At 44.2% G+C, this 16088-nt stretch carries 14 protein-coding genes and 1 pseudogene; 6 read left to right on the forward strand and 9 right to left on the reverse strand.

All coding sequences use genetic code 11. The features are described from left to right. Positions 1 to 153: 153 nt before the first annotated feature. Positions 154 to 1713 carry a glycerol-3-phosphate dehydrogenase gene (gene glpD / locus OCT63_RS01185; RefSeq protein WP_269983041.1) on the forward strand — a complete coding sequence of 520 codons (1560 nt, stop codon included), beginning with the start codon at positions 154 to 156 and terminating at the stop codon, positions 1711 to 1713. 228 nt (positions 1714 to 1941) lie between these two features. Here glpD and OCT63_RS01190 read toward each other — a convergent pair whose 3' ends face one another. The 5 genes and pseudogenes from OCT63_RS01190 to OCT63_RS01210 form a co-directional block, all read right to left on the reverse strand. Next, positions 1942 to 2178: a YdcH family protein gene (locus OCT63_RS01190; RefSeq protein ID WP_017057820.1), complete on the reverse strand. Its 237-nt coding sequence runs from the start codon at positions 2176 to 2178 to the stop codon at positions 1942 to 1944. Positions 2179 to 2478: 300 nt separating this feature from the next. Further along, positions 2479 to 2849: pseudogene (locus tag OCT63_RS01195) on the reverse strand (radical SAM protein); the annotation flags it as partial. 49 nt (positions 2850 to 2898) lie between these two features. Then, positions 2899 to 3282: a hypothetical protein gene (locus OCT63_RS01200; RefSeq protein ID WP_060469219.1), complete on the reverse strand. Its 384-nt coding sequence runs from the start codon at positions 3280 to 3282 to the stop codon at positions 2899 to 2901. Between the two features lie 311 nt (positions 3283 to 3593). Continuing rightward, positions 3594 to 4289: an aspartate/glutamate racemase family protein gene (locus tag OCT63_RS01205; protein ID WP_161684964.1), complete on the reverse strand. Its 696-nt coding sequence runs from the start codon at positions 4287 to 4289 to the stop codon at positions 3594 to 3596. A 203-nt stretch (positions 4290 to 4492) separates the two neighbouring features. Next, a complete protein-coding gene (locus tag OCT63_RS01210; protein WP_269983042.1) occupies positions 4493 to 5476 on the reverse strand; it encodes an HAD family hydrolase in 984 nt (327 codons plus the stop codon). 232 nt (positions 5477 to 5708) lie between these two features. Between OCT63_RS01210 and nfsA the strand changes: the two genes are divergently transcribed. Further along, positions 5709 to 6431, forward strand: coding sequence for an oxygen-insensitive NADPH nitroreductase (gene nfsA / locus OCT63_RS01215; protein WP_269983043.1), 723 nt, complete (start codon positions 5709 to 5711; stop codon positions 6429 to 6431). A gap of 89 nt (positions 6432 to 6520) precedes the next feature. Here nfsA and OCT63_RS01220 read toward each other — a convergent pair whose 3' ends face one another. From OCT63_RS01220 to OCT63_RS01235, 4 genes are all read right to left on the reverse strand, one after another. Continuing rightward, a complete protein-coding gene (locus OCT63_RS01220; protein ID WP_161684970.1) occupies positions 6521 to 8053 on the reverse strand; it encodes a phospholipase D family protein in 1533 nt (510 codons plus the stop codon). A gap of 203 nt (positions 8054 to 8256) precedes the next feature. Then, positions 8257 to 8808, reverse strand: a complete 552-nt coding sequence (locus OCT63_RS01225; RefSeq protein WP_161684972.1) for a sugar O-acetyltransferase — start codon at positions 8806 to 8808, stop codon at positions 8257 to 8259. Positions 8809 to 8984: 176 nt separating this feature from the next. Next, positions 8985 to 9983, reverse strand: a complete 999-nt coding sequence (locus OCT63_RS01230) for a LacI family DNA-binding transcriptional regulator (RefSeq protein ID WP_161684974.1) — start codon at positions 9981 to 9983, stop codon at positions 8985 to 8987. 110 nt (positions 9984 to 10093) lie between these two features. Further along, complete coding sequence (locus OCT63_RS01235; RefSeq protein WP_161684976.1) at positions 10094 to 11533, reverse strand: 6-phospho-beta-glucosidase; 1440 nt, start codon at positions 11531 to 11533, stop codon at positions 10094 to 10096. Between the two features lie 431 nt (positions 11534 to 11964). On the opposite strand from OCT63_RS01235, the gene OCT63_RS01240 reads away from it, so the two are divergent. The 4 genes from OCT63_RS01240 to OCT63_RS01255 all read left to right on the forward strand — a co-directional run bounded on the left by OCT63_RS01240 (position 11965) and on the right by OCT63_RS01255 (position 16052). Next, positions 11965 to 12864, forward strand: a complete 900-nt coding sequence (locus tag OCT63_RS01240; protein ID WP_269983044.1) for a homocysteine S-methyltransferase family protein — start codon at positions 11965 to 11967, stop codon at positions 12862 to 12864. A gap of 127 nt (positions 12865 to 12991) precedes the next feature. Next, positions 12992 to 14002, forward strand: a complete 1011-nt coding sequence (locus OCT63_RS01245) for a Gfo/Idh/MocA family protein (RefSeq protein WP_060469210.1) — start codon at positions 12992 to 12994, stop codon at positions 14000 to 14002. Between the two features lie 9 nt (positions 14003 to 14011). Then, positions 14012 to 15517, forward strand: coding sequence for an SgrR family transcriptional regulator (locus tag OCT63_RS01250; protein ID WP_161684980.1), 1506 nt, complete (start codon positions 14012 to 14014; stop codon positions 15515 to 15517). A gap of 136 nt (positions 15518 to 15653) precedes the next feature. After that, positions 15654 to 16052: a DUF1090 domain-containing protein gene (locus OCT63_RS01255; RefSeq protein WP_060469208.1), complete on the forward strand. Its 399-nt coding sequence runs from the start codon at positions 15654 to 15656 to the stop codon at positions 16050 to 16052. The last annotated feature ends 36 nt before the right edge of the window (positions 16053 to 16088 follow it).

A 16088-nucleotide genomic window follows, 5' to 3' on the forward strand; every position in this document is an offset into this window, starting at 1 on the left:
ATTTAAACCTCTGCTTTCATAAGCAGAGGTTTTTTTATGCTCAAATCACATAAAACGCGCATAAACGAAAATAAATAATGACCAAAAACGAAAGTTAATATAGGATTCAATTATGTTCTAAAATGCTCGTTCGCTCAGAAAGAGGTCAAAATCATGAGTGCTCAACAAAATAATTCAAAAAATAGTACACCGTCCACTTTAGACTTGATCGTGATCGGCGGCGGTATCAATGGTGCAGGCATCGCGGCAGATGCAGCAGGTCGTGGTCTTAACGTTGGCTTATACGAAGCAAATGATTTCGCGTCTGCGACGTCTTCTGCTAGCTCAAAGCTTATCCACGGTGGCCTACGCTACCTTGAACATTACGAATTTCGTTTGGTATCGGAAGCACTTGCTGAACGTGAAGTATTGCTAAGAAAAGCGCCTCATGTTGCTCAACCCATGCGTTTCCGTTTACCCCATCGACCATTTTTACGCCCTGCTTGGATGATTCGTTGTGGCCTATTTCTTTACGATAACTTAGGTAAGCGCACCACGCTTTCTGGAAGTAAGACAGTCAACTTAGCGAAATCTGGCCTACTGAAACCAGAAATGAAGACAGGATTCGAATACTCAGATTGTTGGGTTGATGATGCGCGTATGGTATTGCTTAACGTTCTAGCAGCCAAAGAGAATAACGCTGAAGCACGTAACTACTGCCGTGTTGAGAAAGCACACCGTGAAGGTGGAATCTGGCACGTAACGATCCACGACGTAATGACGGGTCAACGTTTCGAACGCAAAGCAAAGGCACTGGTCAATGCAGCAGGACCTTGGGTTAAACAATTCTTCGATGATGGCTTAGAGCAGGCTTCACCCCGTAATATTCGTCTTATTAAAGGCTCGCACATTGTTGTACCGCGTATTCACGACGAACCCCAAGCGTACATTCTGCAAAACAAAGACAATCGCATTGTGTTTATGATCCCTTACCTAGATAAGTTTTCGATCATTGGTACCACCGACCTTGAATACAAAGGTGATCCACGTGAAGTGGCTATCTCTGATGACGAAGTAGATTACTTGGTCGACATTGTTAACCAGCACTTTGTTCATCAACTAACTCGTGAGGATGTAGTTTGGACATACAGCGGCGTTCGACCACTTTGTGATGACGAATCTGATTCTCCACAAGCGATCACTCGCGACTACACACTAGAGTTAGATGCAGAGCTAGACCAAGCACCACTACTTTCAATTTTTGGCGGTAAGTTAACGACCTACCGTAAACTCGGTGAAGCGGCACTTAAAAAGCTTGAACCATACCTGAAAAACATGGGGGCTCCGTGGACGGCTAACGATACTCTGCCCGGTGGTAACTTCAGCTGCAGCAGAGAACAGCTGGCGAAGATGATCCACACTAAATACCCTTGGGTGTCAGAAGCACTTCTGCTGCGCTATGTGACTCAATTTGGTACTTACACTTGGAAGCTGCTGGAAGGTGCAACGAGCGAAGCTGATCTGGGAGTTAACTTTTCAAACGAAGCACATGGCGTTTATCAAGCTGAGATCGATTACTTGATCAACGAAGAGATGGCAATGACAGACGAAGACATCTTATGGCGCAGAACGAAACTTGGCCTGTACTTAAACGAAGCCGAGCAACAAGCCGTTTCTGATTACTTGAAAGAGAAACTTCAAAGCAAAGTGGTGAAGTTTTCTCAAGTAGGATAATTATTCTTATAGAATTAATCGTTCATGAAAGTCACAAAGCTTAGCGCTACCCACGCTAAGCTTTTTTATTATCTGATTAAAAAAATATTAATAATCGTGTGCAAGTCACTCACATTGGCAGTTGGCAGCATTAGAGCGCTTTATGAACATGCCATTGCTCTACATTGAACCAAAATAATTAAACTCTCGAAGGAGTTTAATTATTTAAAACTAGAGCACGTCAACTAACTAAGCAGATAAACGAATATGCAATGAGTCTTTAAGCACAGAGCGCTCATGTTTTAGTAGCTGCATCGAACTGTCATCAATGGGTGAATCTTTCAGCTCTAGTTTACGAATCTCTTTATCAAGGTTGTCGTATGTCTTCATGTCTGTTGCAAAGCCATCGTCAGTTTTAGCAAGCTCAGCAATTTTGTCTTTCATTTCAGGAAATTCGTGAACAAGAGAGTGATTTTCACCTAGCATAGAAACCTCTTCAGTTGAGTAAAGTGATTGGGTATGTCTACTACATATTCACTAATTACCTTAGCAATTGACAGGAATAACAAATGGGATCCAGTACACAGCATAGAATATCGACAATTCAGATTCACAAATTTACAACATGTACCTAGAAAATAACCTTGTTGATTTTAAATTGTCTCAATAACAAAAGTAGGCTCAAGACGGGTATTTCACCTCATAAGCACTACTCTTCTCTCTTTGTTTATAGGTATCGATTTTCAATAAACGTTACCAAGCAAACGTCTGAATCACGCTATCTTTAGCCATTAGCGCTATTTGCTCAGGCTTCATGATGTTCAATAACCTGGTAGTCTCGACATGTGTTCACGTGTACGATCACGTCCGCCAAGGCCGAAGATAAACGAAAGCAAGGTTTTAATACCGGCTTCTTTTGCCAGAGCCATACCTTCGAGTGCTTGTTCTGGTGTCATACGCTTTTTAGTGTTCTCGAGTACAACTGTATCACCCGACTCAAGACCTGCATAAGCCATGGTTAGACCAGCACTCTTAAGCTCTTTAAGTTCGCTCAAGCTTTTACGAAGGAAATCGTTCAGGCCACTATAAAGCGGTACTTTTCTGCTTTTAGGAAAGGTATGACGCAGCTTATCCAAAATCTTAAGAAGGTAATCCGTGCACAACTAATAAAAAACTTCAATCTCATGTGGGAAGATCGAGAAACGACTATTTAGGTTCATATAATCTTGTAGGGACTTCCGTTTCACAACGCTCAAGATCATAATCTTGCGTCGTGCCACCACTACCTAGGAATTTCATTCTCACGATCATACCTCGATCGACAAACCAGCGAAGGTCTTGGCAAGAGTAACGATAGCTCGATTCCAAAATATGCACTTTTAACCATCGAGAGCTACCCGGCAGTGACGCAACATAATAAATCACGCCATTTTCTGTAATTGTCATTCCTTTTATATCGCTTAGATGCTCAATAGCGGTATCAATTGTTTCTTGATCCGCCGTTGGTTGTAACTCTTCAATTGGAACTGTCAAACAGCCAGACAGAGCAGTTGCAGACAGACAAGCCAAGAAAATAGATTTCAATTTCATTTTTATTCTCATTCGATTACATAGCCAAAATAACACTAGGCCGAGATTCTATTCATGAGACAAATAAATGTGTACTATCACATCTTAAAATTTATAGAAATTGTGATATAGAGTGCTTATTAAACTTAATTTTGGGCTTCATTAGGAGAAAAGCTACTCGTAATTCGCTCTCAGAGAACCATCAATAACCTTATGAAAGTTATATACTTTTAACTGTGCATCACCCAGCGGCCAATAATTGGCACCACCAATCAGCTTATGGTTGTAGCATGATCGAAAGACACGCTTAACGATCTGAAAGTGATTATAAGCTAATCAGTCGTCGCCAAGCGCACTGCCGCTTCAGCATGGATGGCAGTGGTATCAAACAACGGAACATCGGTGTGTTGTTGCTGAATCAACAAAGCAATTTCAGTGCACCCAAGAATAACCGCCTCAGCACCTTGCTGGCTTAGCTTCTCGATGATTTGATGATAAACAACTCGAGACTCTTCTTTTATTTCGCCTCGGCACAACTCTTGGTAAATGATGTTGTGCACTTGTTTTCGGCCACTCTCATCAGGAATCACAACATCGATACCGAATTTATCGGTTAAGCGCCCTTTGTAGAAATCCTGCTCCATCGTGAAAGCCGTACCAAGCAGTCCTACTTTTTGCACACCTTGCTCTATCAACTTCTGCGCCGTGGTATCAGCGATATGTAAGATAGGAATCGTGATCTTCTCTTCGATCTCAGGAACGACCTTATGCATGGTATTGGTACAAATCAGGATGAAGTCCGCCCCGCCTTTTTCAACCAATAAAGCCGCGTCCGATAAGATGTCTGCTGTCTCAGCCCAACGACCTTGGTGTTGCAGCTTTTCTATCTCATCGAAGTTCACACTATACATACAAACCTTTGCAGAATTGAGCCCGCCGAGTGTGGCTTTCACTCCTTCGTTAATGGATTTATAGTAGCTCACTGTCGACTCCCAACTCATGCCACCAAGCAAACCGATCGTTTTCATTATTCTCTTCCTGTAATTTCTGACTATCCCGATTAAAGCGTGAAGCGTTGAAAATTTATAGTACGTTCTTGCTTAAAGGGAGAGATTAAGCCTCCATGATTTGCAAAACCGCTCCCCTCACCCTGATTTAAAAACATCCGTTCCCAAAAAAGCTCGAATTAAAAATCCGAGCTTTTTTGTTTTAGTGAAGAGTTAGCTAGGTGTTAGTACACCTCACACCAATCGGATTTCATGTCGATCAGCGTCCAATCATCTCTAGAGCTTGCTTCATCGAGTGCTTTATCAAGCTTACCGACATGAGATTCGCGATCGTACTTCCACTCGCGCTCGGCGTCAGTGTGGTGAACAATCATTGCCATTGAATTTGGTTGACTGGTTGCCCATTGCATCATCGCTTGATCACCGTCTGAGTTACCCACCGCCAAAATCGGCTTCTTACCGATAATATGCTGAATATTAGTGACTTTTCCGGCTTTATCATCAATCGTCAAAATGGACGAGTCTTTGGTCACGGTCGGCTTACCATCGTTGTAGCTATAGTTGTATTTAAGCGCGCTGCCGATGATCTGCTCTGGCGGAATGTTATACGCTTGCGGAGCCCACGCTCTCATAAAATCAACACCACCTCCCGACACGATGTAAGTCTTAAAGTCATGATCTTGCAGATAAGTCAGCATCTCTTTCATTGGCTGATAAGTCAGGTCTGTGTAGGCTTTGTTGAAACGCTCGTCTTTTGCTACCGCCAACCATTGCTTAACATCTTGTTGATATTGCTCAACGGTCATACCTGAGTGTGTCGCCATAATAATTTTCAACAACCCTTCTTCACCGCTGCCCAGAGCGCTCTCAATATCCCCTTCAAGTACAAACTTAAACGGCGCTTCTGTTTTCCATTCGGGGTGTTCAGGCGCCATCTCTTTTACACGATCTAGCGCAAAGGCCAGTTGGAAGTAATAAGGTTTTTCTGACCATAGCGTCCCGTCGTTATCGAACACAGCAATACGATCTTGAACCGCCACAAAAGTATCAGACTCTGCTTTGGTGGCTTGACCAACGAAATCCACAATGGCTGATTTACTCTCACCATCCTTCCAAGAAGGCAGCAAATTGGGATTACAATCTTTAGCAAAAGATGAGAAAGAGAGGCTGGATAAAATTGCAACTGACAAAAGGGTTATTTTCTTCATAGCACTACCATGTGGTTGAATTAATTATCGGGTTTAATGTAATTCATCCTAGTTGGTCTGCTCTGATTTTCCACTTATAAACACTATAACCGATACTTATTTGTCAGTAGGGCCACAGAGATCCAACATTCAATCTTTCGCTCAAACATGATCGCGTTGAGGTTTACCCCAACCTCAAATGTCGTTATGGTGATTTGTAATACATCATAAAAACAAGGAAAGTCTGAGAGCTATGAATAGTACGATTGAGACCATTTTGGGGCACCGCTCCATTCGCCAATATACGGACCAACCAATAGAACAACAACACCTCGACTTAATTATTCAAGCAGGCCTTGCCGCCTCATCTTCTAGCTTACTGCAAGCTGTTTCTATCGTCAGAGTGACAGATAAAGAGAAGCGTAAGCTGCTAGCGGAATACGCAGGCAATCAAGCTTATGTAGAAAGTGCTGCTGAGTTTTTGGTGTTCTGTATCGACTATCAACGCCACGCTCAGATTAACCCAGAAGTAAAAACCGACTTTACTGAGCTAACCCTGATTGGCGCTGTTGATTCTGGAATCATGGCACAAAACTGTATGCTGGCTTCGGAATCTCTTGGTTTAGGTGGTGTGTACATTGGTGGCTTGCGTAACAACGCACAACAAGTCGATGAACTACTGGAACTTCCACAACACACGGCTGTGCTATTTGGTATGTGTTTAGGTCATCCAGCGCAGCAGCCTGAAATCAAACCTCGCCTTCCAGCTCATGTGGTCATGCACGAAAACCAATACCAACCGTTGAGCCTAGACGAAATTGCTCGCTACGATGATTCAATGCAGAGCTACTACGCAAACCGCTCAAGCAATCAAAAGCAAAGCAGCTGGTCACAGCAGATCACGCAAAAGCTGTCTGGTGAGTCTCGCCCGCATATCCTGCTTTACTTGAACAACAAGCAGCTGACCAAGCGTTAAGCCGTTAAGCGATTGCAGCAAACAACAGCACAAACAAAAATGTCAGCGTATATTACGCTGACATTTTTGTTTATCCGGAAGCGGCTAGCTTACAGATATTTCTCAATCGGTAGCAATTGTAAGAAGCCTGACTGCATTCGTTCCCACTTGCCGGTTTCTGGTTCGCTGTCCCAACTTTTCTCGCCTGAATACCAATACACATCACCGTCTTCAAGCTCTAATCGCCAGCTGTTTTCTTCGCTCATTGCTTGCTCAATGGTTTCTGCTAATGTTTCAGCAACCTCTTTATTCTCGATGATCAAAACCGATTCCGTGTTCAAGTAGGTAGAACGCAAGTTGAAGTTAAATGAGCCAATACTGGCAATGCGCTTATCAAATACGACCGACTTCGCATGCAAACCATAAGCTGTTGATGGTGCACATTTAGAAGCGTCTTTGGTCGATGTCTCACATAACTTAGATTCAGGCTTCAGCTCAAATAATTCAATGCCATGCTCTAGCATATCGCTACGCCTTCCTGCGTAAGCAGAGTGGTTGGTCACCAGATCATTCGAGGCCATTGAATTGGTGAGCGCTTTTATTTCAACATTGTTGTTACTTAATGAATGCCACTCATCAAGTTGGCCGTCGTCAAACACCAGGTAAGCGGATTCCAATAAGATTTCGTGTTTAGACTCGCGCGCTAAATCTGCCAGTAAAACTGCCGTAACTTTCGGTAAGTCGGTATTATCCGAGTCGATAGGCACTGGTGGATCGTATACAAAACGAGCATCGACCCAGGTCATTTGACTCAATGTACTTTTCAATAATTTAGCCGCTGATTTACCGTCTATTGGTAACTCAGGAAAATGTTGATAAGAAGGAGGTTCAGTGCCAATCAAAATAGAGATATCCGGCAACATCTCATCACCCAACATATCGATGGGATAAGACCAACGGCTATTCCAATACTCTATAAAGCTAGTTTGAATAGTGGTTACTACCGAGCCCATCACTAGCACATCGCGATCTCGGAAGTTGATTTCATCGGAAAGGTCGAAGTATTCATCCCCGATATTGCGCCCCCCCACCACAGACAAGGTGCCATCGACGGTAAACGATTTATTATGCATGCGGCGATTTAAGCGAGAAAAGTCACCAACAAAGCTCAACCATTTGCTGAAGCCACGGCGTGTTGGGGTTGGGTTAAAGATTCGGATCTCTACATTCGGGTGTGCATTCAGAGCCGACAACAGGCCTTCGCGCTCATTGAGATTAATATCATCAAGCATCACTCGCACTTTTACCCCACGATCCGCGGCTTCTAACAAACGACTGGCTAGATAACTGCCCGATTCGTCCGAGTTCCAGATGTAGTATTGAATATCGATGGTGTGCTCTGCACTTTCAACCAACGCTAATCGCTGTGCCAAGGCATCCCAACCCGATTCTTGTAAGTGAACAGCCGTCGTTCCTTGATCAATGGATTCATATTGATATTCTTCCGATAACACTGACAAAGAACTGGATGCAGGAGAGGTGTGCGGTTCTGCTGGGTGATCAATGCCTTCAGGGAGTGATGAACACCCACCTAAGATAGTCACTAAAAGTAGGGTTAAACTAATACGTTGGATAACGGGCATGCCTCTGACTTCCTCTCACGATGATGTCTTAAAACTTTTCCTTTAGCTTTGCGGTAAACAAGCCAATAGGTCTATTTATTAATTATTACTGCTAAAGCCTGATATTTATAGGTAATTATCCAGTATAAATGAAACATCACTACTCGATCGTTAGCAACACAGCACCAAAGTATCCCCTTCGCCTGTTAATCTTTGGTTCAAGATCACAACGATTTCAGCACTTTACACGGGTTACCGACTGCAACCACATTCTCTGGGATGTCTTTGGTCACCACACTGCCTGCGCCAATCACACTATTTTTGCCAATGTTCACGCCAGGGAAAATAATCACACCGCCGCCAAGCCAGACATTATCGCCAACGTTAATCGGAGTGCCAAATTCCACGCCGTCTTCAACACGGCCTTGCACATCTAGTGGGTGGCCCGCGGTCAGGATTTGAACGTTCGGACCAAGCAGCACATTATCGCCAATGGTCACTTCAGCTACATCCAAAATCACACAATTAAAGTTAGCGTAAAAGTTCTTGCCCAGCTTGATGTTCGAGCCGTAGTCACAACGAAATGGCGGTTCTAAATAGGCACCTTCCGAATCAGGGATCAGCGTATCAATCGCCGTGCGCCACTCTTCGGTATCTGGAATGCTGTTATTAAGTTTTTGCAATACCTTACGGCACTCGATTCGCTCGCCATACAGCTGCTCGTCCCATGCTAAATAAGGCTCACCAGCCAGCATTTTTTGTTTTTCTGTTTTCACGTTACTTACCTACTCTTTCACATTACTTACCTAATAATGGTCAACACATCGACCAAAAAACGCAATATCGCACATCTAATAAAACAGAGTAAGCAAGGCTTTATCACGATTTCAGAGATGTGTAGCCCATCACTTTTTGTAGGCTAACTATGAAATCGACTCTCTGTTAATTGAGCTTAAATACGCTGAGCAACTGAATCGCGAATCACTAAACTGCCCGTCGTACTCAAATCTTTCGCCTGCTCTGTTTCACCGACAATTTGCAGGATCGCCTTTTGCGTCATTTGCTCTAATGGCACACTCACAGACGTTAAGCTTGGCGTTAAAAACGCACCCACTTTGCTGTTATCAAAGCCGACGATAGAAACATCTTGAGGTAATGAGTACCCAAGTTCGGTTAACGCCTTAATCGCACCAATCGCCATGTCATCGTTTTCCGACAAGATAGCAGTGAATGTTACTTTGCTTTTTACCAGAGCCTGAGCCGCGTGATAACCGCTCTCCATCGTCCAATTACCTTGAACAACTTTGGACTCATCTAATGCAATATCCTGCTTAGTTAACACATCTTGATAGGCTTGGTAACGCAACTCATCTGTCGAAGAACCGGCTTTACCACGAATCACTGCAATATCGGTATGACCCTGCTCGATGATGTGTTCAACCATCAAACAAGCACTCTGATAGTGGTCGGTGGTAATGGCATGATTAGGCTTCGACGGCATTTCCCGGTTGAGTACCAGAATCGGTGTGTCAGTGCTTTCGATGATCTTTGCAATCTCGCTTTCGGTTAAGCATTGCGGATAGATGATGATGCCCGCGCACTTCATATCCAGCAGGAAGTTGATCGCCTTTATTTCGTCTTCAGCGCTGTGTTTGCCATCGGTGATCACCAGCTGATAATTCGACTTTTCGCTATAAGAAGCCGCGTGATACATCAAAGAAGAGAAGTAAGGGCCGTTGAACAACTCATTAGTGATAACAAAGCCGATGAAGTTGGTCTTCTTGGTCGCCAATTGCTGAGCTAACAGATTTGGTCGATAGCCCGTTTCTTGAATCGCATCAAAGACCTTTTTCACCACATCAGGGCGCACGATATTCTTGCCATTTAAGACACGAGAAACCGTCGACTTAGATACGCCTGCGCGGTTTGCAACATCAAGCATTGTGACCATTCGCTTCTTTTCCTCATATAAAAAATTAGCCGACATAAGCCGACTAATTTAATGCTAATTCATATTGCGCTTATCTTTATATTACGTAGAACGACGCAGCAAGAGGCATTCTAAATAGTGGCACCATTAGATGCAATCACGCCTTTGTACCACTCAAACGACTTCTTGCGTTTGCGCTCCAAAGAACCGGATTGATCGTTGTGCTTATCTACGTAAATGAATCCGTAGCGCTTTTTCATCTCACCAGTGGTGAACGACACCAAATCGATACAGCCCCAAGGGGTGTAACCCATCAGGTCAACGCCATCAATCGCAACCGCTTTTTTCATCTCTTTGATGTGATCGCCAAGGTAGGCAATGCGGTAGTCATCATTGATGCTGCCATCCTCTTCGATAGTATCAACTGCGCCAAAACCATTTTCAACAATGAACAGCGGCACTTCATAGCGCTCATAAAGAGATGCTAAACAGAAACGTAAACCTGTTGGATCAATCGGCCAGCCCCAATCGCTCGACTGGATGAACGGGTTATCAACCGAGTTTTCATGGCCGCCGTCCATCGCTTCATCTGTCGATTGGTGAGAAGACGAATCCAATGTGTTTGACATGTAGTAACTAAAGCCAAGGTAATCCGCTTTACCCTCTTTCAAGATCTGCTCATCTTCAGGCTGCATTTCAATATTGAAGCCTTTAAGTGCCCAATTGCGTTTTGCGTAGATTGGGTAGTGACCGCGAACCATCACATCCGAGAAGAAGTAACGATCACGCATCGCTTGTTGCGCCACCATAACGTCTTCAGGCTTTGAAGAACGAGGGTAGAAAGGCACCATCGCACACATTGCGCCGATTTGTAGATCTGGGTTGATCTCGTGACCTTTCTTAACCACCAAAGCACTTGCCACAAATTGGTGGTGAACCGCTTGATACATAGCCTCTTGCGGCTTTTCGCATTGCGGGAACTTCACGCCAGAGCACAGCCAACCAAAGATGTCTGCCGAGGTGTTCATTTGATTATTGATCTCGTTAAATGTCATCCAGTACTTCACTTTGTGCTGGTAACGCTCCATCACAATAGTCGAGTACTTAACAAAGAAGTCGATCACTTTACGGTTCATCCAGCCACCGTATTCTTTGGCTAGATGGTAAGGCATTTCGAAGTGACTCAGCGTCACCACGGGCTGAATATCATATTTCAACAGCTCATCAAACAAGTCATCGTAAAACGCTAAACCCGCTTCACATGGCTCGGATTCGTCGCCATTTGGGAAAATACGCGTCCACGCAATGCTGGTACGGAAACACTTAAAGCCCATCTCAGCGAATAACTTAATGTCTTCTTTGTAGCGATGGTAGAAATCAACCGCTACTTGGTTTGGGTAGTTTTCGCCATCAATCACCCCATCGGTGATTCGACGTTGAACACCATGAGCGCCTGCCGTTAACACATCGACCACACTCACACCTTTACCATTCGCATCCCAGCCGCCTTCTAACTGATGCGCTGCAACCGCACCACCCCATAAAAAATCGTTCGGAAATTCGTTGTTCATATTGTTACTCGCTAAGAAAAATATTCACTAAAAAGTAATTGGTTTCGGGTTAAAAATGAAAAACCGCAACTCTGAAACCGATTTCAACCAAAGAAAAGATATACGATGAAACCGATTTCAACAATACTTTAAAGATCTTTTTTGATCGAAATACTGACTCATTAACAATTGGCGTATCGACTTTACTTCAATCTAGTCTCTAAACTTGCCCCATTTTTAGTTGCTCAACAACGTCAGGGGCACGCCTTTGATCTAATACAACATCATAATCCAATGCGGTATTACATTAGTTTGGCTTAAAAAATTGGTTTGGATTGAAATATTGATAACCCATTTCGTTCTCAGTAACACATAGCTTGTAACTTCTGTCTAACTGGGTTGTCTGATATGGTGGCGTCAGAACTTCAGCAATTGTTTAGATAGTATTAAATATGAAAGCACTAACCATACTTGATGGCGGCATGGGCCGAGAACTCAAAGAAATTGGCGCGCCATTCTCACAGCCTCTTTGGAGCGCTCAAGCACTGATTGAAGCACCCAAATTTGTCAGCCAAGCGCATCAAAACTTTGTCGACGCAGGCGCTGAAATTCTGATCACAAACAGCTATGCGTGTGTACCTTTTCACTTGGGTGAAGCGCTCTTTGAACAGCGAGGTTTTGAGCTAGCGGCGCTTTCTGGCGAACTGGCTAAAGCGGTTGCTAACAATGCACCTCACACAGTACAAGTCGCAGGTGCGATTCCACCGCCATTTGGCAGCTACCGACCAGACCTGTTCAAGGTAGAAGAAGCAGCGCCAATCATTCAAACCCTTTACGATGCACAAGATCCAAACATCGACCTTTGGATCGCGGAAACCATCTGTAGTCTGCAAGAATTCGAGTCCATTCATGCGGTGCTTAAGCAATCAAACAAACCGTGTTATTACGCCTTTAGCTTGGAAGACACCAAGGGCGATGTTGCACACATTCGGTCTGGTGAGAGCGTAAATGACGCCATCAAACTAGCCTGCCAGTCCAATGCTACAGGCATTATGTTTAATTGCTCGGTACCTGAAGTGATGGATCAAGCCATTACCGATACTAAGAAAGTAATTGATGAGTTAGGCTGTGATCTAGACATCGGTGTCTACGCGAACAACTTTGCGCCGATCAGCAGCGAACATGAGGCGAATGACATTTTTCAAGAAATGCGAGAGCTGGATGGCCAAGGTTACTTAGCTTACGCAAAACGCTGGCACGCACTTGGTGCGAATATTGTCGGTGGGTGTTGTGGTATTGGGCCAAAACACATACAGGCCTTGGCAGACTGGAAGCGTTCGATACACAGCTAATCATGCACAGCGCAGCACAAACAAAACAAGCTAATTAAAAATAGAGAACAGGTTGAGAAATCTGTTCTCTATTTGTCTTGGGCAACTCTAAGTACACTTATTACAAAGCAAAGATTTGGAGTAAGTAATGAGCAACACGCAACGCAAGATCAAATGGGGCATCGCTGGATTAGGTAACATCGCTAACCGCTTTTCGACCGCACTCACCGAGCATTGCTCATATGGCGAACTCTACGTGGTGTCAGCACGAAATCACTCAAGAGCCTCTGTGTTTGCTGATAAATTTGGTTGCAACAAGGCTTATGGTTCTTATGAAGCCATGGCGCAAGATCCAGATGTTGAAGCGGTATACATCGCCACAGTTCATCCTTATCACAAGCCTTTAGCTGAACTGTTTCTAAGTCATAAAAAACACGTACTGGTAGAAAAGCCAGCCTTCACCAACCTTGGCGATTGGCTGGAGATGAAAGCCCTCGCAGAACAAAACGGTGTGATGCTGATAGAAGCGATGAAGACTGTCGTGTTTCCTGCTTATCGTGATCTCACGTCATTCTTAGCCAACAACAAGGTTAAGATTGATTCGATAGAAGCCAGCTTTGGTAACCATCACGCTTATGATCCAGATTTGTTTATCTTTAACCCGAACTTAGCAGGTGGGGCAACGCTCGATGTTGGCGTCTACGGACTGTGGTTTTTCTACGATTTGTGCCGCACGCTTGGAGTTACACCTTCCAGCCCTCAAGTAGAGATGTCGAGCCTTTATGAGGGTTCTAATGTCGATACCGATTCCTGCTTTCAGTTTTATGGCGAGATCAACGCCACCATATCGGCTTCAACGGTACATAACCTGCCACGCGCAGCGCGATTAACTGGCCCAAATATCACCATTACAATTCAAGAAAAATGGTGGAACCCAGCCTACATCGAGGTCGAATATCAGAATGAAACCTTCATCATCGAGCACCCAATTCAAGGTAATGGGTTCGAATATCAAATCGAACACTTCTCACAGCTGGTGCTAGAGGGAAAAACGCAATCTGATATCCTAAGCTCAGAGGTAAGTGCTCAGGTACTGGATACCATGGAGAAAGCACTCATTGATGCTGGCTACCAACATTTAACTCAACCTAACATTTAGGACTTCGAATTGGGCAACCTTAAGCGCAAGCTTGAACTGTACGAAAAGATATTTCAGGCTTTTGGACCTGGAGTATCACGCTGCCAAGTCAGCCAATTGGCAGCGTTACTGCATGTGAGTGAACGTCACGTTCAAACCTTACTCAAAGCGATGACAGCGCAATGCTGGATTGAGTGGCAAGCCAGTTCGGGACGCAACAAAAAGGCGCAGCTTACGTGTCTTATTGAGCCGATTGAAGCGTGTTACCAATACGCCCAAAGCCAAGCAGATTCAGGCAATATTGAGCAGGTATTTAACACCTTAAGCTTCAATGGCCGCAACGCTGGCGCTGAGCTACAAGCCTTTCTGAGCAGCAACAATCATTCAACACAGAGCGTAGCATTCATTCCCTTTCACCGAGAACTTGAAGCACTCCACCCTCAGCGTGTGCTAAGGCGTACTGAACGTTTCTTAGTGACGCAGATTTGCCAACGCCTGACCTCTATTCAACAAGGGAGGCTGAGCGGTGATTTGGCTTATCATTGGCAGCCTAATGAAGAGGCTACCGTTTGGTATTTCCAAGTTCGTAATGGTGTTCAATTCCATAACGGTCGAACGCTTGAAGTCCAAGACATAGTACGCTGTCTCTCCTTACTCACTAAGAGCAAACTCTGGCGTCGTTGCTATCAACATATTGTTGAAATGTCGGCTGTCACTGGCGATGTGATCAAAGTTACTCTGAGCGAGCCTGATTGGCATTTACCTCGATTACTGGCTAGAGCTGAGGCTTCGATATTTGAGCACACATCAGAAGATAAGCTAATTGGCTCAGGCGCTTTCGCGTTGGAGGTTTTCTCAAGCAAGATGCTGAGGTTAAACCGCAATAACGCATATTCACGCAGCGCACCTATTCTCAATCGAGTCGAGCTTTGGGTTTATCCTGAATGGTCACAAACTAAGGCATGTGCGCAAAACCAAGTGTGCGTAAAAATGCCAGAGAAAACGGTCAAGGCAAGTGGAGCGAGCTATTCAGATCTACAGAATTGCGGTTCAACCTTCTTTAAGGTTCAAAACCCGAAGTTGTCGAAAACTACTCGTGAGTTGACTGTTGAGGACACCTCTGAATGCCAAGCGCTTTTCGAGCAATTATCAGTATCTGGCGATCAAAAAACCAATGTCGAATATGGACACTATACAGCTGCCAAAGACATCGCGCTGTGCAGCATTATTGATGAAAACGACACCTTCTCCTCATGGTTAAGCTTCTTTACTCGTTTCCCTTTTGAGGCCTTATCTCTAGCCACAGAGAGGCTAAATACGATTGAGCAAAGGATAACTTCAATTCGACGCGAGCCCGACATCGTTCTGGCCATGAATAGGCTGTTAGAACTTAGACATTGGCTAGATGAAAACGGGATTGTGGTTGAGATCAAACAGGAGGCATTTAACTTGGAGGTATCAGAAAAGATACAGGGTGCACAAGTGAATGGTTTCGGTTGGTGCGATCTCGAGAAGGTATGGATTAGTCATATCTGAACCACTCCTTGATAGAGATAAATCATTAAGCACAAAGACTTATCTTTAACACTCCTCTGCCAATAACACACAACTAGAGTGATAGATTACGGTGGAAACTCGACTCAAATTCAATAGACCAATTAGAAGGTAAATCATGAATCGACATCTAAAAGGCTCAATACTGTTTCTCTATGCATTTTCATTCACCAGCATGGCAAGCACCGAATGCGACGCACTCACAGGCTGTGAGAAGAAGTTCTGTGAGATCGAATACCAAATAAAGAAAGCGGAACAGTACGACAATCAATACAAAGTCGAGCGATTGACCACCGCACTGAAAGCTGCGAAAGCTAACTGCACCAATGACGGCTTGAAAGACAAAATCGCTGAAAAAATAGAATCGAGTGAAGAAGATCTCGCTGAATACCGAGAAGATCTCAAAGAAGCGAAACAGTCTGGTAAGGCTCAGAAAGTGAAAAAGTATCAACGTAAAATTGAAGACGAGATTGAAGAGCGTGACCGTTTAGTAGAAGAGCTGGCTGAGATCCAATAAACATCGCAACGCTTCAGTGATGCATCGACTTTCTAC

The organism is Vibrio sp. RW, from assembly GCF_027587105.1.
Lineage (GTDB): Bacteria > Pseudomonadota > Gammaproteobacteria > Enterobacterales > Vibrionaceae > Vibrio > Vibrio toranzoniae.